This is a genomic window from Arthrobacter sp. TJ-170 (assembly GCF_058269305.1).
Window position 1 is genome coordinate 203,293 of the sequence record NZ_JBZCNL010000004.1, and the last position, 17,092, is coordinate 220,384.

Sequence of the window (17,092 nt, forward strand, 5' to 3'; positions counted from 1 at the left end):
GTGGCGGCCTGCCCGACAGAGCGCGGCAAGCCGCTGTGGAAAGGGAAACAAACGGAAAGCCCGGTGGGCGATAATGGAGCGCATGGGGAAAGCTGACATCACTTCCGTCCTGACCATCGCCGCGATGGCGCTGACGCTGACCGCCTGCACGCAGGATGGCCCTACCGCCGAAGATGCGGCAACAACCCTCGCCGAAGGCCTGACGAACGCGGACCTGACGGGCGTTACTCTCGATTCGATCTCCCCCGAACAGGCCACAGCCCAACTGGAAGAGATCACCGCTGCCCTTGATCCGGTCTCGCCCACAGTGACCGTCGCATCAGTGGAATCCACAGGCGAGGACACGGCTACGGCCCAGCTCAACCACGTATGGGACATCGACGCGAGCGACAAGGACTGGACCTACACCACTACGGCGGAGCTGACCCTGGTCGACGACGTTTGGCAGGTGGGCTGGGACCCCTCCGTCGCGGTCGATGGCCTCGGCGAGGAAGCCTCGCTCGTGGCCTCCAGGACTCCGGCCGAGCGCGGGGAGATCCTCGGCGCAGGGGGTGAGGTACTCGTCACTGACCGGCCGGTCATCCGGGTAGGAATCGACAAGACCCTCCTTGACCCGTCCGAACTGGAATCTTCCGCGGCGGCGCTCGCGGAACTGGTGGGCATCGACTCCGCCGCCTACACCGAACAGGTGGTCGGCGCCGGTGAGCAGGCCTTCGTCGAGGCTATAGTCTTCCGTGACACCGAGGACCGCCCCGTCTCCGACGAAGAGCTGAACGCCATCCCCGGCACCGTGGGGATTCCAGACACCATGCCGCTTGCCCCCACACGCACCTTCGCCCGTGAACTTCTGGGATCCGTCGGGGCCGTAACGGCCGAACTGGTGGAAAAGTCGGACGGGCGGCTCAAGGCCGGCGACGTCGCAGGGCTGTCCGGCCTCCAGCTGCAGCATGACCAGCAACTGGGCGGAACACCCGGCATGCTCATCGAGGCCGTGACCGGAGAAGGCGAAGCACGCAGCAGCGAGGTCCTGTTCGAGAAGGCACCTGTGCCCGGGAAACCGTTGGAGATCACTCTTGATCCGGCGCTGCAGACACTCGCTGAGAACGTACTCGCGGAAGAACCCTCCGCCTCCTCCATTGTTGCCATCCGCCCGTCCACCGGAGAAATTCTGACGGTCGCCAACGGACCGGGAAGCGAGGGGTTGCAGGCCGCGCTGCTCGGCCAGTATCCGCCCGGATCCACCTTCAAGGTGGTTACCTCGCTCGCCCTGCTCAGGAACGGCTTCACCCCGGAAACCACCACAAGCTGCCCGGAGGAGCTGGACGTCGAGGGCCGCGCGTTCAAGAACGTACCCGGTTACCCGGCGGAATTCACCGGTGAGATCCCCCTGCTGCAGGCGCTCGCACAGTCCTGTAACACCGGATTCATCTCGCAGCGGGAAGTCGTTTCCCAGGAGGCACTCGCAACGGCTGCTGCGGACCTCGGAATCGGGATCGACGTTCCCATTGGCACTCCGGCGTTCTTCGGCTCTGTTCCCACGGAGGCCGATGGAATCACCCATGCCGCGTCGATGATCGGGCAGGGCGAAATCCTGGTTTCGCCGCTGTCACTGGCCATCATGGCGGCTTCCGTCGGGGCCGGCGAACGGGTTGACCCGACGCTCCTGGCGGCTCAGGAGGAGGCGCCGTCGTCGTCAGCTTCACCGGAGGCGACAGCCACGCCGGAAGAAGCGCCGGCACCCAGCAACCTGACCGCCGACGAGGCGGCGGCCCTGAAGGAGATGATGGGCGCCGTCGTCACTGTGGGAGGGGCACAACTGCTCGCGGACATCCCCGGCGAACCGGTTCTCGCCAAGACCGGCACGGCTGAATTCGGCACGGAGGATCCACCGCGAACCCATGCCTGGGTGGTGGCTCTGCAGGGCGATCTCGCTGTCGCCGTCTTTGTCGGAGAAGGCGAACGCGGGTCCATTTCCGGTGGCCCGCTGATGGAGGAATTCCTCCGTGGGGCCGGTCAGTAAAGCGCTACCGCAGCTGCTGCGGCAGCCGGGTGCCCGACGTCGGAACGATCTCCTTGCCCAACGGCATGAGTGACACCGGGATCAACTTGATATTCGCGATGCCGAGCGGAATCCCGATGATGCTGAGGAACATCGGAATGGATGTCAGCACGTGGCCAATGGCAATCCAGACGCCCGCCACCACAACCCAGATCACGTTGCCCAGGGTGGAGAAGAAATAGGTGCGCCCGCCGCGGTCCACCACGGACCGCCCGAACGGCCACAGCGCGTAGGCTCCGATGCGAAACGATGCTATTCCAAAGGGGATGGTGACAATGAGCAGACAGCACACGATCCCGGCCAGGAAGTAGCCGACCGCCAGCCAGATTCCGCCGAAGAGAAGCCAGATGATGTTCAGGAGTGCATTCATGGGTCTATTCTTCCTGCCTTGAGCATCGAAAGACCATGAGGGTCTTCCCTGAACTGTTTTCCCACCCGTGCAGAAACAACACTGCCCACCGGCTGTTTCAGCTCGGTGGGCAGTGTTATTGGCTTGCTACTTAGCGGCCGCGGCGCTCGTTGGAGGCTGGTGCGCCTGCCCTGCGGGGGCCGGAGCCGCGGCTACCGGCGGGACGGCCGGACGACGACGGCGCGTGGCTGCGCTGACCCGAGCCCGGCTGCGCCTTGCCCTGCGAGCCGCGACTGGCCGTGGCGCTGTGGGCAGCGACGTCACCCGAGCGGGCCGGACGGGGGCGGCGGGTACGGTTGCCGCCGGCTGCGGCACCCTCACCGGTACGACGCTCACTGTCAGTTCCGAAGCGAGGCGCCTGCGGCTGGTCCTTGCGGCGCTCCGCACGATTGCCCTGGGGCTCGGCTGCAACGCGGCCCCGACCGCCGCGGCCACCGCGGCCGCCGGCAGCGGGAGCCGCGCGTCGGGCACGCTTGCGCTCGGCGTTGGCGCCGGTCGAGGCGCCTGAACCGCGCGGGGTCTCGCGCTGCGCCAGGAGGGCGGCACGGGTGCGCGGGTCAATCTTTTCTGCTGCCTCACCGATCAGCTTGCCCACGAGCGGGGAGGTCGCTGTGACGTTCTCGAAGCCGACGCTCACACCTGCGGCCTTCATGAGCTTCTGCACTTCGCCCTTTTGCTCGGGCAGGGTGATGGTCACGACGGTACCGTCGGAACCGGCACGGGCAGTACGGCCGGAGCGGTGCAGGTACGCCTTGTGTTCCGTGGGCGGATCAACGTGGACCACGAGCTCGACGTCGTCAACGTGCACTCCGCGCGCTGCGACGTCAGTGGCGACAAGCACGCGCACATCACCGGTGGAGAACTCAGCCAGGTTGCGGTCGCGCGCATTCTGCGAAAGGTTGCCGTGCAGGTCGACGGCGGGGATACCGGCGTCGGTCAGGGTCTTGGCGAGCTTGCGGGCGTGGTGCTTGGTGCGCATGAACAGGACGCGCTTGCCCTTGCCGGAGGCGAGCTGCACAATGAGCTGCTTCTTCTGGGTCTGGTCGCCGATCAGCAGCACGTGGTGCTCCATGGTGGTGACCGAAGCCTGTGTCGTGTCCACGGAGTGGGTCAGCGGGTTGGACAGGTACCGCTGGACAATCTTGTCCACGCCGTTATCCAGGGTGGCCGAGAACAGCATGCGCTGACCTTCGGTTGGTGTGGTGTCCAGGATCCGCTTCACGACGGGCAGGAAGCCGAGGTCGGCCATGTGGTCGGCCTCGTCCAGCACGGTGATCTCCACCGACTCGAGCGTCACCAGCTTCTGGCGCATCAGGTCTTCAAGCCGTCCGGGGCAGGCAATAACAATGTCGACGCCGGCACGCAGCGCTTTTTCCTGGCGAGCCTGTGAGACGCCACCGTAGATGACGGTGGTGTTCAGGCCAAGCTCGGCGGCCAGCGGCTCGACGGTCGCGTTGATCTGCGTAGCAAGCTCACGTGTGGGAGCAAGGATGAGCGCCAGCGGGCGGCCCGGCTTGCGGCGGTAGGCTGCCTCGCGCTCGGCCAGGCGCGACACCATGGGCAGCGCAAACGCGAGCGTTTTACCGGAGCCGGTACGGCCGCGGCCAAGAACGTCCCGGCCCGCAAGGGTGTCGGGGAGGGTCTTGACCTGAATGGGGAACGGTTCAGTGATTCCCTGGTCGGTAAGGGAACGGACCAGCGCTGTGGGCACGCCAAGCGCAGCAAAGGTAGTCATGTAAAGTACACGAACTTTCTTCTCATCTTCCCTGCGCACCGGTTGGTGCCCAGAGTCCGCCGAAGGAAAGTCAGACAGTGTCAACCGCTCTCACAATCTTGCGAGATAGCGCGGGACAAAAGAATGCGTTCATCGACGCAGGCTGCGGCTGTTGGTCTTCGTAAAAAGCTTCATGTGCCGCAAGCAAGTGGATCCAGTCTATCAGTGGTCTGGTTGCGCTCCTGACGGCCGTTGGTGAGGATGGGGATTGTGTGAGCAAGCCCACCACGCGCGCCGCACTGAAACCTCACCACACCGCAGGAGGAACCATGTCCACCGCCGCTGCCATCCGCTCCCATGCTGCAGATCTGTCCGGGGAAGTAACTGAACTGCGTCACCGCCTGCATCAGGAACCGGAGGTCGGCCTGCACCTGCCCCGTACCCAGGAGAAGGTGCTGGAAGCGCTGGACGGGCTTCCCTACGAGGTGAGCGTGGGCAAGGACACGACGTCGGTGACCGCAGTTCTGCGCGGAACGGCACCGTCGTCGAACGGACAGAAGCCGGTGGTTCTGCTGCGCGGAGACATGGACGCTCTTCCTGTGCAGGAGCAGACCGGAGTCCACTACACATCCCGGATTGACGGGGCCATGCATGCCTGCGGCCACGATCTGCACACGGCAATGCTCGCCGGAGCCGCGCGGATCCTTGCTGACCGGCGCGAGGAGCTGGCGGGCGACGTCGTACTGATGTTCCAGCCTGGCGAGGAGGGTTTTGATGGCGCAGGGGTGATGATCCGCGAGGGTGTACTCGAGGCCGCAGGGCGGCGGCCGGACGCGGCCTACGGCATTCACGTTGTGTCCTCGTTGCTGCCCAATGGCCTGTTCGCCAGCCGGCCCGGCACGCTGATGTCAGCGTCCAATTCGCTTGATGTGACCGTCCACGGCGTCGGCGGCCATGGGTCGGCACCCCACCGTGCCAAAGACCCCGTCACCGTTGCGGCAGAAATTGTGACCAGCCTGCAGACGATGATCACGCGGCAGTTCGACATGTTCGATCCCGTGGTGCTGACCGTCGGTCTTCTGCATGCGGGAACCAAGCGGAACGTCATCCCCGAATCAGCGCGCATAGAAGCGACGATCCGGACCTTCTCCGAGCAGAACCGGGAGCTGATGCGAACCGCGATCCCGCGCCTGGTGAACGGCATCGCCGAAGCGCACGGACTCTACGCAACGGTGGAGTATGAGACGGAGTATCCGCTGACGGTAACGGACCCCACGGAGACCTCGAACGTTGAGAAGCACGTCGGTGAGTTGTTCGGCGACGAGCGGTACACGCAGATGGCCAATCCCCTCAGCGGCTCAGAGGACTTCTCCCGGGTGCTGGCGGCCGTGCCCGGGAGTTTCGTTTTCCTGTCCGCCGTCCAACCGGGTGTCGATCCGGCGGGAACCGCGTTCAACCACTCCCCCTACGCCACCTTCGACGACAGCATCCTCGCCGACGGCACCGCCCTCTATGCGCAACTGGCAGTGGCGCGGATCGCCGAGCTTTCGGGCGCCTGACCCGTCCGGACCGCCGGCTTGGCGTGCCTCGCTACGCTTGTACCGATGAGCACGCACCCTGAGCCCCAGCCCTTCCCTGCCCAGCCCGTCTCCTTCGTGCGCCGCGGCTCACGACTCCAGGGCCGCCGTCGTGATGCATGGGCGGAGCTGTCCGAAGGCCTCGTCGTGGAGGTTCCGCGCAGTTCCGCGGCGGACACTTCTGTGGACCCCATGTGGGAGTACGACGCCGCTGCCTCCTTCGGGCGCGATGCACCCCTGGTGATCGAGGTCGGATCGGGACTGGGTGAAGCGGTGGCGCATGCAGCAGCCGAGCACCCCGCGCGCAACTTCCTCGCCCTCGAGGTGTACAAGCCGGGGCTGGCCCAGACCCTGCTTCGAATTGACCAGCGGGGGCTGACCAACGTGCGCGTCGCGCAGGTGAACGCGGCAGAAGCCCTGGCCACGATGATCAGTCCCGCGTCGGTCGCCGAACTGTGGGTCTTCTTCCCCGACCCCTGGCACAAGACCCGCCACCATAAGCGCCGGCTCGTCAAGGACTCCTTCATCGAGCTGGCCGGGCGCGTGCTGGAACCCGGCGGCATTCTGCGCCTCGCCACCGACTGGTCGGACTACGCGGCGCAAATGCGCGAGGCCGCCAACGCCTCACCATTGTTCGAGAACCTGCACGAGGGCGAACGCGCCGGGGGGGACAGTCCCCTGACCCAGGTGTGGGCCAGCGGCGTCGAGCACGAAGTCGGCGGGACGCCCCGCCGTGAGGGACGCGAGCCCGCCGGTACGGCCTCGGCCCGCGAAGGCGAGGACATGCTCGGAGGCTGGGCACCGCGTTTCGAGGGCCGGATTCTCACGAGCTTTGAAAACAAGGCCCATGACGCCGGCCGCATGATCTTCGACCTGGCGTACCGGCGGGTGTTTTAGCCGCTGCCGTCAGGCGCGGACGTCGTAAAGGTGATGGACGACGTCGTGCAGTCCGTACTGCGCGAGGGTTGCGACAGTGAATCCCGACCCATTGCTTCGCCGCCCTACACGGTCCCAGTCCGTCACCGAATCCAGCAGCGCGGTGTACGCCTCGCCCACATCTGCAAGCTCGCCTGCCACCCTGGCCGGATCCTCGGCGGCGTAGTTTTCCTCCTGTGCCGTGCGGTCCTGGTCCCAGTTCTCGAAGAGCGGGTCCTCCTGCGCCAACATCAGTTCCGTGCGTTCAGTGAACAGCACGTAGACGTCCCGGACGTGGGTAGCATACTCAAGTGCTGACCAGGTGCTCTCGTCGGGGCGGTCGCGAACGTCGGCCCGTTCGAGGACGGTCCGCCACCGAGGCAGATCTGCTCTGTGTTGCTCCGCGATGCGATCAGTCGGATAGTCTGCCGGGTCGAATCCGCATTCGGTGCAGGCTCGTTCCAACACCCAGGTCCAGTCCTTGGTATCCGGTTCAATTGCCATAGATCGAAGCGTATCCGGGTGCGGCGTTGAAGCGACCAAACCTGACTCAATCAAACGACGACGACGGCAGGTCCCGCTCCCCCGCGGCCATAGCGTCAACGATTCGGCGGGCAACAGCATCAGGGTCCTTGCCCTGCGGCAGGCGGGGTGCCACTCCCTCGATGGGACGGTGCGCCAACCCGGTTTCAGTGTGCGGGGGCCGAACATCGAGGACGCGCACCCCGCTACGGCGCAACTCGAGCGCAGCAGCCTTGCCGAACGCGCTCAGCGCCGCCTTGCTCGCGGAGTACGCCGCCATGCCTCCGGTGGGACTATCGGCGACGACAGCGCTGATCTGGACCACCTGCGATCCCTTGCTCAGCCGCGGGACAACAGCCCGGAGGAGCCGGGCGAAGCCCACGAAGTTGGTGAGCAGCAGCTCGTCCAGAGTGTCATCGTCGAGCTCCGCGAGGGAACCGAAGGCCACGACGCCCGCGGCATAAACCACGCCGTCCAGAGGCTCGTCATCCAACGTATCGGCGATGCGGGCGGGCCCTCCGGGCAGGGTGAGATCAGCAGCGACGGACCGGGCGCCCAACCGATGAGCGACAGCGCTGAGTTTCGCTTCATCGCGTCCGCTGAGGATCAGCCGCGCTCCCCTTGCGTCCAGTTCTGCAGCTATGCGCGAACCGAGCTGGCCCGTTGCTCCTACCACCAGGAACTGTTTGCCGCGGATGTCGGCGGCGTTGGTCTCACCCATGACCTGAGCCTAGCAACCCGCCCTGACGCTTCCCTCCCGGGCCCGCAAGGCCTATGCCTGCCCTCGACGGCGGTCCTGTGCCTTTTCTTTCAGCTGCCGGAGTTCCTGCTCGGCTGCCTCACGTGCCTCGAGCTCGCCGAACGCCTGTTCGAGCTTCCCGGAGGACGGGTCCGACCAGGTGAGTTCCTCTTGGGCTGCCTGCAGATGCCTCAGACGCCTGGCTTCCTGCTCCGCCTCGCGCGCGGCACGAGCGGTTTCCACACTGCTTCCCGCTGAAGCGGACACCGCACCCTGAACGTCCAGCGCCGCCTGGGTGGCGCCGTGCTGGGCCTTGAGGGATTCGTAGCGGACTGCATTTTCCTGCAATGAGGTTTCAAGCCGGTACAGGTCTGCTTCGAGGGAGTGGAACTGCTGATCGACGCCATCGCGCTGGCGGGTCAGAGCCTCGAGCCTTTTCTGCACGTCCAGTGCGCGGCGAAGCGCGGCCCGGGCGGCGTCGTCGTTGTTGTCCGCAACCGCGCGTTCCGCCTCGCGGTTGCACGCGTCGAGGTCTGCCGCTGCCTGCCGGGCGAGGCTGTCGACCCGGTGCCGTACAGCGGCGAGGTCGGCAACACTGCGGCGGGCACGGTCGAGGTTTTCCTCCTGTTGCCGCTGGGTCTGCCCGAGCGCGGCGATGGGATCGACCGGTTCAGCAGCGTTGCGGCGCGAGGAAAGGATGCGTGAGATGCGGCGGCGTACAGACACTGGTCCTAGGCCCGCCGCGTGCCGGTGCCGTAGGCGGCATTCCAGGTCCTCAGGGCACCGATTTCCGTAGTGAGGCGCGAGGTGGCACGCTCAAGCTGCCTGCTGCCGGAGACCTGATGAACCTCGAGAAGGGCCCGACGCAGCTGAGCCGACAGTTCGCAGAGGGAGTTGACCTGCTCGCCGATGCCGCCTGCAAGGTCTTCACGGAGCGCCCTGTTCGGTTCCTGTTCGGCAAGCGCAAGGCGTTCACCGAGTACGGCTTCGGCCCGGGTGAGATCCTCAGCGGTTGCAGCCAGGTCCCCCGTGGGAGAGCCCTGTGCGATAGCCGCCGCAACGGAGCGGCGGGTGGCGTCCGTGGAGCGCTCAAGCTGGAGCCGGAGCCTGGCGAGCTCCCGTGCCGATGCATCCGTGGAGAAGGACCGCAGGCGGCTGGACCCGCGCTCGATCCGGCGGCGGAGGACCCCCGAATGGCGGACACGGCGCACGAGCAACCAGGTACCGGTTGCCGCACCGATGGCCAGCACACCCAGGACCGCTCCACCAAAGAGGAGGAGCTGGAGAACACCCTCCAGCAGGACTTCCGCGGCGTCAGCGAACTCTGAATCAGGCATGTATATAAGTGTGCCGTGGAATTGGAGGTTGCGCTACGTGGGGGCCCTCAGCGGGAGGGATCCCCGCGCCAGATCATGAGTGCCTGGCTGCGCGGGCGGGGACGCTGGCCCCGGGCGAGGGTGACGACGTCACCCGCGAGACCGGCAGCGAAGACACGGCTGGTCTCCGATTTCCGTCGCTGTGCCAGCTCTTCGGTGAGTTCGCTGACCCTGTGCTGGAGCGCCATGACCTGATTCTCCAGTTCAAGGATGCGCCGGATCCCTTCCAACGAGACGCCCTCATGGGACAGCCGCTGCACTTCGCGCAGGACATTGACATCGCGCTGGGAATACCGGCGGGCCCGCCCCGGCGCCCTGCTGGGAGTGACGAGGCCCAGCCGGTCGTACTGACGCAGCGTCTGGGGATGCATGTCTGCCAGCTCCGCCGCCACGGAGATCACATAGATCGGCATATTGATATCAACAGACATGGTGTCGCTCCCTTCTGCTGGCTAGATTCCCCACACCCTAAAGCCGCGCCTTCTCGGCGAGGTTGTTACGCGGATCGGCATCCTTCGTGGCGGTGGCGAATGCTTCGACGGCGGCCGCTGCGTCCTTGTTCAGATTCTGCGGAACGACGACGTCGATGGTCACCAGCAGATCGCCCGTGCCCTTCGAAGTCTTCACTCCACGGCCCTTGACCCGCAGGGTCCTGCCGGACGGAGTACCCGCCGGCACCTTCACCTTGACGATCTCACCGTCCAGGGTGGGCACCTCCACCTGCGCACCGAGCGTTGCCTCGGGGAAGGTGACAGGTACGTGCACCCTGATGTTGTCGCCGTCGCGCTGGAAGAACGGATGCGGCTTCACATTCACAGTGACCATGAGGTCACCGTTTCCTGACGGCCCGGCCTGGCCCTTTCCGCGTACACGGACCTTCTGCCCGTCACGGATGCCGGGAGGAATACGAACGTCGATCACCTCGCCGGACGGTTCACGCAGGCCGATGGTGGTGCCGCGGATGGACCCGGCGAAGGAGATGCTGGTGCTCGCCGTGCGGTCTGCGCCCTTGCGTGGCGGCGCCTGATACCCAGGGAATCCACCGCCCCCGGGGAATCCACCGCCGGAAGAGTAGCCGCCGCCTCCGCCGAACAGATCGGCGAACTCCGGAGGCAGGTTGCTGCCGCCGCCGAAACCTCCACGCTGGCGACCCGCCGTCTGACCGAAGAGGTTCCCGAACATGTCGTCAAAGCCGGCACCGCCGCCTGCCCCGCCCGGGCCGCCCGCGGTGAAGCGTGCTCCGCTTCCCATGGCGCGGATCGCGTCATACTGCTGACGCTCCTCGGGATCGGACAGCACCGAGTAGGCCTCGGAGATGTCCTTGAACATCCGGTCCGAGCCGCCGGTGCTCTGGTTCTGGTCGGGGTGGTGCTTGCGCGCGAGCTTCCGGTAAGCCTTCTTGATGTCGGCGTCGGAGGCGTCCTTGGGCACGCCAAGGATCTTGTAGAAGTCCTTGTCGACCCAATCCTGACTAGCCATCTGACCCCTCCTCTCTCTTAAACTTTAAGTTGTCCTGTTCGTGGAAGCATTGCCGCCGTCCCCTCCGAGGAAGGGGGCTTTGATATTCCGAGCGGCCGCCAGGCCCGTAGGAATTTCGTTGCCCCCGTTCGGAGGGGACGGCGTGCTCAGCTACTCCGGTACCGCTACGATCACCTGGGCTGCGCGCAGGACGCGGTCACCCTTCTTGTAACCGGCGCGGAGGATCTGGCTGACGCTGTCGAACTGGACGTCCGGGCTTGGCTGCTGGATGAGCGCTTCGTGGACGTTCGGGTCGAACTCCACGCCGGTCTCATCGATGCGCGAGAGACCGTAGGTTTTCAGCGCGTTCTCCAGCTTGGTGGAGATAGCGGCGAAGGGCCCGTCCGCAAGGTCGCCGTGCTGGCGGGCGGCGTCAATGTCGTCGAGCACCGGCATGAGCGAGTTCAGTACCCCGATCACTGCCATATCCCGTGCGACGTCGCGGTCCCGCTCCACCCGCTTCCGGTAGTTGACGTACTCGGCCTGAAGCCGGAGCAGGTCATTCCGAAGCTCGGCCTCAACGTTGGTGGACGCCTGAGGAAGCTCTTCTCCGCCACCGGCCTCATTGAGGATCGCTTCTGCCTGCGCCAGTGCATCAACACCGGCGTCCGCTCCGTCCAGGTGCACCGAGTCCGAGGCATCCTGCCCGGTTCCGGCGCCGGGCTCCTGGCCGGCCCCCGCGAAGGGTGCCGAGCCAGGGGTGCCCGTGCCGTCTGTTTCGGCTGTGCCGTGCTGCCCACGGATCTCCCCAGTCTCCGGGTCGATCTTCCGGTTATCTCGGAAGCTCACTGGCTCTGAGTGTTCTTCTTCGTTTCCGTGGTGCGGCATGGCTACTTCTTCTCGTCTTCGTCAACGACCTCGGCATCGACGATGTCTTCGTCGTCAGCCTTGGATCCGTTTTCGCTGGGCTCACCGGTGGGGGTAGCGCCGGGACCGGCGGCACCTTCCTGCTGAGCCTGGGCGTAGATGGCCTCGCCGAGCTTGGTCTGGGAGGTCTGCAGCTTCTCGAAGGCAGCCTTCACCTCGTCGTCGTTATCCTGCGACTCCAGAGCCTTCTTGAGTGCATCGACGTCGGACTGCACCTCGGTCTTGACATCTTCGGGCAGCTTGTCGGAGTTGTCGTCGATGAGCTTGCCAACGGAGTAGGCCAGCTGCTCGGCCGAGTTGCGGACATCCGCGGCCTCACGGCGCTGCTTGTCCTCGGCAGCGTGCTCTTCAGCCTCACGGACCATGCGGTCGATGTCTTCCTTCGACAGCGCGGTGCCGCCGGTGATGGTCATCGACTGCTCCTTGCCGGTGCCCTTGTCCTTGGCGGACACGTGCACGATGCCGTTGGCGTCAAGGTCGAAGGTGACCTCAACCTGAGGAACACCGCGCGGCGCCGGTGCAATACCGGTGAGCTCGAAGGTGCCCAGAGGCTTGTTGTCGCGAGTAAACTCACGCTCGCCCTGGAACACCTGGATGGCAACCGAAGGCTGGTTGTCATCCGCGGTTGTGAAGGTCTCACTGCGCTTGGTGGGGATGGCAGTGTTGCGCTCGATGAGCTTGGTCATCACGCCGCCCTTGGTCTCAATGCCCAGCGACAGCGGGGTCACGTCGATCAGGAGGACGTCCTTGCGCTCGCCCTTCAGCACACCGGCCTGGAGGGCAGCGCCGACGGCGACTACCTCATCCGGGTTCACTCCCTTGTTGGGCTCCTTGCCGCCGGCCAGTTCCTTCACCAGTTCCGAAACAGCGGGCATACGGGTGGAGCCACCGACGAGGACGATGTGGTCGATGTCGGAAACCTTGATGCCGGCTTCGGTGATGACGTCGTGGAACGGCTTCCTGGTGCGGTCAAGCAGGTCCTTGGTGAGGTCCTGGAACTTGGCACGGCTCAGGTGCTCGTCGAGGTGCACCGGTCCGTCGGGAGTGACGGAAAGGTACTGCAGGGAGATGTTAGTGGAGCTGGCAGAGGACAGTTCCTTCTTGGCCTGCTCAGCAGCTTCCTTCAGACGCTGCAGGGCAATCTTGTCCTTCGACAGGTCTGCGCCCTTGGCCTTTGCCTGGGAGAGCAGGAACTCTACGACCCGCTGATCCCAGTCATCGCCGCCGAGGCGGTTGTCACCGGAAGTGGCACGAACCTGGATGGTGGAGAAGTCATCCTCGTCCTTGCCGACTTCCAGGAGCGAGACGTCGAACGTACCGCCACCGAGGTCGAACACGAGGATGAGCTCGTCTTCCTTGCCTTTGTCCAGACCGTAGGCCAGGGCCGCGGCGGTGGGCTCGTTGACGATGCGCAGGACGTTCAGGCCCGCGATTTCGCCGGCTTCCTTGGTTGCCTGACGCTCAGCGTCGTTGAAGTACGCCGGAACGGTGACGACGGCGTCTGTGACCTTCTCGCCGAGGTAGCTCTCGGCGTCGGTCTTCAGCTTCTGCAGGATGCGGGCAGAGATTTCCTGCGGCGTGTAGGTCTTGTCATCGATCTGCTTTGTCCAGTCAGTGCCCATGTGGCGCTTGACGGAGGCAATGGTGCGGTCGATGTTGTTGACGGCCTGGCGCTTCGCGATCTCGCCGACCAGAACCTCGCCGCCCTTGGAGAAAGCGACGATGGACGGAGTGGTGCGCGCGCCTTCCGCGTTGGCGATAACGGTGGGCTCGCCACCTTCAAGCACGGAGACGACCGAGTTGGTTGTACCGAGGTCGATACCTACTGCACGTGACATGCGTGTTCCTTTCGACGAGCCGGCGGTCAAGGACCGTTGGCTGCTTTGTCAGGTTCCGCTCACATTGAGCGTTCTGCACTCAACCCTACTACGCCATGCTCAGGTGTCAAACCAAGGTTGAGTCGGGAGGGCTCAACTTCTCGGGAAGGACTGCCTTCGAACGTCCCGCATGGGGTCAGTGGGACTGTCCGGACGCTCCCACTGCATCATGCGTTTCAGTGGAGGAGCCCGCCCGGTGCTTCGCATGGGGCGGAGCTGCAGCGCCGCCGTCGTGCCGTGAGAGTGCGGACGGCCACCAGATCTTCGGGCCAATGTCATAGGCGAGCGCCGGAACCAGCAGGGATCGGACGATCACGGTGTCCAGCAGCACACCGAATGCCACAATGAAGGCGATCTGTGCGAGGAACAGGATGGGGATAACGCCCAGAGCCGCAAATGTTGCCGCCAGCACGATGCCCGCCGAGGTGATAACGCCGCCGGTCACTCCCAGCCCGCGGAGAATGCCCGGCCGGGTTCCAATCCGCAGCGATTCCTCCCGTACGCGGGTCATCAGGAAGATGTTGTAGTCGACACCCAGCGCCACCAGGAAGACGAAGCCGAAGAGCGGCACGGAAGCATCTGCGCCATCGAACCCGAGGAGGTTGTTGAACACCAGTGCCGACACGCCGAGCGCCGTCGCATAGGACAGCACCACCGAGCCGATGAGGAGCACCGGCGCCAGCACGGACCGCAGCAGCAGCATGAGAATCAGGAGAATGACCACGAGGACGATCGGGATGATCTTCGCCAGGTCAGCCTGCGCGGTCTCGTTGGTATCCAGTGCCACTGCGGTCACCCCGCCCACCAGCACGTCCGGGCTCACGGCATCCAGGTCCACGCGCAGCTGCTTGACCAGCTCCTCCGCTTCGGCGGAGTCCGCCTGGTAATCAAGTGTCGCCCTGACGAGGACGTTGCCTTCGCGTACGACGACGTCGCCTGCGCCATCGGCGACCACGGTCGCCTCTGCCACTCCCTCCTGTGCTTCGGTGACCTCAAGCACGCCATCCTGTCGGCCTTCGGGAGCAACGATCGTGACGGGGCTGCCTGCGCCGGCGTCGAAGTGGCGCGCGAGCGCGTCCTGACCGTCCACAGCGTTGGACGGGGCCAGGATGAGGGACGACTGCGGCACACCCGACGCCTGCAACTGGAGCAGTCCCAACGAACCGGCGACCAGCACCAGCAGCGACACGATCCACACCGGTCGGGAGAACCGCGCAACCAGGCTGCCGGCGCGCTTCCAGATGCCGCGCAGACCTTCAAGGCCGGTGACGTTGCGGTCATGAACACCGCCGGGATGGGTGCCGACCTTTGGCCGCAGCGGCCAGAACGCACTCCGGCCGAAGACCAGGAGAAACGCAGGGAGAAGGGTCAGGGCGGCAAGCAGGGAGAAGACAATGCCGATGGCGGCGATCGGACCCAGGCTGCGGTTGGAATTGAGGTCGGAGAAGAGAAGACACAGCAGCGCGAGGATCACCGTGGCTCCCGAGGCAATGATGGGCTCCACTGAGGCGCGATAGGCAGCCTTCATCGCGTCCCACTTGGAGCTGAACTCCCTGAGCGTCTCCCTGTACCGGGCAACCAGAAGCAGCGCGTAATCAGTAGCCGCGCCGATCACAAGGATCGACAGGATGCCCTGGCTCTGGCCGCTCAGCTCAATCCAGCCCCACAAGGCCAGCGCATACACAAGCAGGATCGACGTGGCGAGGGCAAAGACCGAAGTGAGAAGCACCAGGAAGGGCAGGATGAGGGCGCGGTAGACGGCCAACAGGATCAGGAATACGGCGGTCAGTGCGACTGCCAGCAGGATTCCGTCGATGCCACCGAAGGCACTGACCAGGTCCGCGGTGAATCCGGCCGGACCCGTGACGTAGCCCTCGGTACCCTCGGGCAGTTCCGCCTCAAGCACCTCGCGCAGTTCGACCACAACCTCGCCCAACTCGCCGTCGTCGGACACAGAGGCGATGTACTGGACGGCAAGGGCATCCTCGGAAGGAATGGGGCCGACTACTGCAGGCTGCCCATCCGAGGCCGCTTCAAGTCCAGGCACCTTCTCCAACTCCCCCGCGAGTTCCTGGTACCGCGCCAGTTCCTGCGGCGGAATCTCCGTCTCCGACTCGACGACAATCACGGCGGGTAATGCCGTTGACTCCGTAAATGCCTCCTGCAGTTCTCCGGCCTCCGTTGATTCGGCATTGGCCGGAAGGAACGAAGCCTGGTCATTACTGGAGACGCCCTCCAACTTTCCGAAGGTGGGCCCGCCGAATCCGGCGCCGATAAACCACAACACCACTATGAACGCCGGGAGAATTGCCCGGACCCACTTCTTCTGGAACATTCCTGACCTCTCTGAATTATCTCTGCTGCCTACTATATCCACGATGGAGATAATTGGCAGTATCCTACTCTGTTAAATGAAGAGGAGGAATATGGCCGCCACCGCACCACGCGAGTTGATGTCCCTGTTGCAGCAGTTCACCGTCGAGACGGACCGCTACGTGGACACCATCAGCGTTCGGGATGCCCTGCACCGGACGGACCTCAACGCGCTCGGAATCATGATGGGTGCTGCCCGAGCGGGTGCAACGGTGACGCCCGGAATGCTGCGGCAGGCGCTGAACCTGAGTTCACCGGCGACCACCGCGCTCATCGACCGCCTCGACGAGGCAGGTCATGTTCGCCGCTCCCGCAGTTCCGTGGACCGCAGGCAGGTTCACCTCGAGATGACGGAGAAGGCACTCGCAACCGGGTCCCGCCTTTTTGCGCCGCTGGCCCGCGAAGTGGAAAGGGCACTTTCCGACTTTTCCGCTGAGGAGCTTGAATTGCTCAGCACCATGATGCGCAAGGTGACCGACGCCACGGTCCACGCGCGCCAGCGAGCAGTGGAGGAACCGCAGGAGTGACCTGACGGTCATGAGCGGCGTCAAGAAGCCGGGGAGTTCGGCACGCCCCCGTGCGCCTGTCTTGCTTCAGTACCTACGATTGACCCATGTACCGGATCGTCACTGTCTGCACCGGCAATATCTGCCGCTCCCCCATGGCCGAAATCATGCTCAACCGCGCCTTCGAGGAGGCCGGACTGAACGACGACGTCCTGGTGGACTCCGCCGGCACCACCGGCTGGGAGACCGGCAACCCGATCGACGAGCGAGCCGCCGCGAAGCTCACCGAGCTGGGTCTGGAGAGCGAAACACACCGCGCGCGGAAATTCGATCCGACCTGGTACGCGGAGCGGGATCTCATTCTTGCGCTCGACGTGGACCACTATGAGGACCTGCGGCTCGAAGCCCCTGACGCCGACAGTCGCAGCCGGGTGCGGCTGCTTCGCGAGTTCGACCCGTCGACCGCCGGCACGCCGGTCTCCGAGCTCGGCATCTATGACCCGTGGTACGGGGATGGGGCAGACTTCGAAGCCACCTGGCAGATGATTCACGACGCCGTTCCCGGCATTGTCCAGTACGTGCAGGAGGATCTCGCGCGGGGTCACGCGGCTCGGTAAATGCTTCGGCAGATACAGGCTTA

Annotated in this window: 16 protein-coding genes; 5 read left to right on the forward strand and 11 right to left on the reverse strand. The window is 65.1% G+C overall.

All coding sequences use genetic code 11. The annotated features are described in order from the left end of the window. The first annotated feature begins 82 nt into the window (after positions 1-82). Complete coding sequence (locus AC4D1W_RS09645) at positions 83-2,020, forward strand: penicillin-binding transpeptidase domain-containing protein (RefSeq protein WP_490898610.1); 1,938 nt, start codon at positions 83-85, stop codon at positions 2,018-2,020. Positions 2,021-2,024: 4 nt separating this feature from the next. Here AC4D1W_RS09645 and AC4D1W_RS09650 read toward each other — a convergent pair whose 3' ends face one another. Next, complete coding sequence (locus tag AC4D1W_RS09650; protein ID WP_490898611.1) at positions 2,025-2,429, reverse strand: YccF domain-containing protein; 405 nt, start codon at positions 2,427-2,429, stop codon at positions 2,025-2,027. A gap of 130 nt (positions 2,430-2,559) precedes the next feature. Next, entirely contained in the window at positions 2,560-4,203 is a 1,644-nt protein-coding gene (locus AC4D1W_RS09655; RefSeq protein ID WP_490890077.1) for a DEAD/DEAH box helicase, read from the reverse strand. A 308-nt stretch (positions 4,204-4,511) separates the two neighbouring features. On the opposite strand from AC4D1W_RS09655, the gene AC4D1W_RS09660 reads away from it, so the two are divergent. Continuing rightward, positions 4,512-5,741: a M20 metallopeptidase family protein gene (locus AC4D1W_RS09660; protein ID WP_490890426.1), complete on the forward strand. Its 1,230-nt coding sequence runs from the start codon at positions 4,512-4,514 to the stop codon at positions 5,739-5,741. 45 nt (positions 5,742-5,786) lie between these two features. Next, positions 5,787-6,656, forward strand: a complete 870-nt coding sequence (gene trmB, locus AC4D1W_RS09665) for a tRNA (guanosine(46)-N7)-methyltransferase TrmB (RefSeq protein WP_490890079.1) — start codon at positions 5,787-5,789, stop codon at positions 6,654-6,656. Positions 6,657-6,665: 9 nt separating this feature from the next. Here the strand turns inward: trmB and AC4D1W_RS09670 are convergent, their stop codons facing one another. From AC4D1W_RS09670 to AC4D1W_RS09710, 9 genes are all read right to left on the reverse strand, one after another. Then, entirely contained in the window at positions 6,666-7,178 is a 513-nt protein-coding gene (locus AC4D1W_RS09670) for a DinB family protein (protein WP_490898612.1), read from the reverse strand. Between the two features lie 46 nt (positions 7,179-7,224). After that, the gene (locus AC4D1W_RS09675; protein WP_490898613.1) at positions 7,225-7,917 is read right to left on the reverse strand and encodes an SDR family NAD(P)-dependent oxidoreductase; all 693 of its coding nucleotides are present in this window, start codon (positions 7,915-7,917) and stop codon (positions 7,225-7,227) included. Positions 7,918-7,968: 51 nt separating this feature from the next. Next, positions 7,969-8,661 carry a PspA/IM30 family protein gene (locus AC4D1W_RS09680; protein WP_490898614.1) on the reverse strand — a complete coding sequence of 231 codons (693 nt, stop codon included), beginning with the start codon at positions 8,659-8,661 and terminating at the stop codon, positions 7,969-7,971. A gap of 5 nt (positions 8,662-8,666) precedes the next feature. Next, complete coding sequence (locus tag AC4D1W_RS09685; RefSeq protein WP_490898615.1) at positions 8,667-9,272, reverse strand: hypothetical protein; 606 nt, start codon at positions 9,270-9,272, stop codon at positions 8,667-8,669. Positions 9,273-9,319: 47 nt separating this feature from the next. After that, on the reverse strand, positions 9,320-9,742 hold the full coding sequence (locus tag AC4D1W_RS09690) for a heat shock protein transcriptional repressor HspR (RefSeq protein ID WP_490890089.1): 423 nt from the start codon (positions 9,740-9,742) through the stop codon (positions 9,320-9,322). A gap of 37 nt (positions 9,743-9,779) precedes the next feature. Beyond that, positions 9,780-10,790, reverse strand: a complete 1,011-nt coding sequence (locus AC4D1W_RS09695) for a DnaJ C-terminal domain-containing protein (protein ID WP_490898616.1) — start codon at positions 10,788-10,790, stop codon at positions 9,780-9,782. A gap of 150 nt (positions 10,791-10,940) precedes the next feature. After that, entirely contained in the window at positions 10,941-11,657 is a 717-nt protein-coding gene (locus AC4D1W_RS09700; protein ID WP_490898617.1) for a nucleotide exchange factor GrpE, read from the reverse strand. 2 nt (positions 11,658-11,659) lie between these two features. Beyond that, complete coding sequence (dnaK, locus tag AC4D1W_RS09705; protein WP_490898618.1) at positions 11,660-13,534, reverse strand: molecular chaperone DnaK; 1,875 nt, start codon at positions 13,532-13,534, stop codon at positions 11,660-11,662. A 175-nt stretch (positions 13,535-13,709) separates the two neighbouring features. Continuing rightward, the gene (locus AC4D1W_RS09710) at positions 13,710-15,908 is read right to left on the reverse strand and encodes an MMPL family transporter (RefSeq protein WP_490898619.1); all 2,199 of its coding nucleotides are present in this window, start codon (positions 15,906-15,908) and stop codon (positions 13,710-13,712) included. 91 nt (positions 15,909-15,999) lie between these two features. Between AC4D1W_RS09710 and AC4D1W_RS09715 the strand changes: the two genes are divergently transcribed. After that, positions 16,000-16,473, forward strand: a complete 474-nt coding sequence (locus AC4D1W_RS09715) for a MarR family transcriptional regulator (RefSeq protein ID WP_490898620.1) — start codon at positions 16,000-16,002, stop codon at positions 16,471-16,473. 86 nt (positions 16,474-16,559) lie between these two features. Then, complete coding sequence (locus AC4D1W_RS09720; RefSeq protein ID WP_490890102.1) at positions 16,560-17,069, forward strand: low molecular weight protein-tyrosine-phosphatase; 510 nt, start codon at positions 16,560-16,562, stop codon at positions 17,067-17,069. The last annotated feature ends 23 nt before the right edge of the window (positions 17,070-17,092 follow it).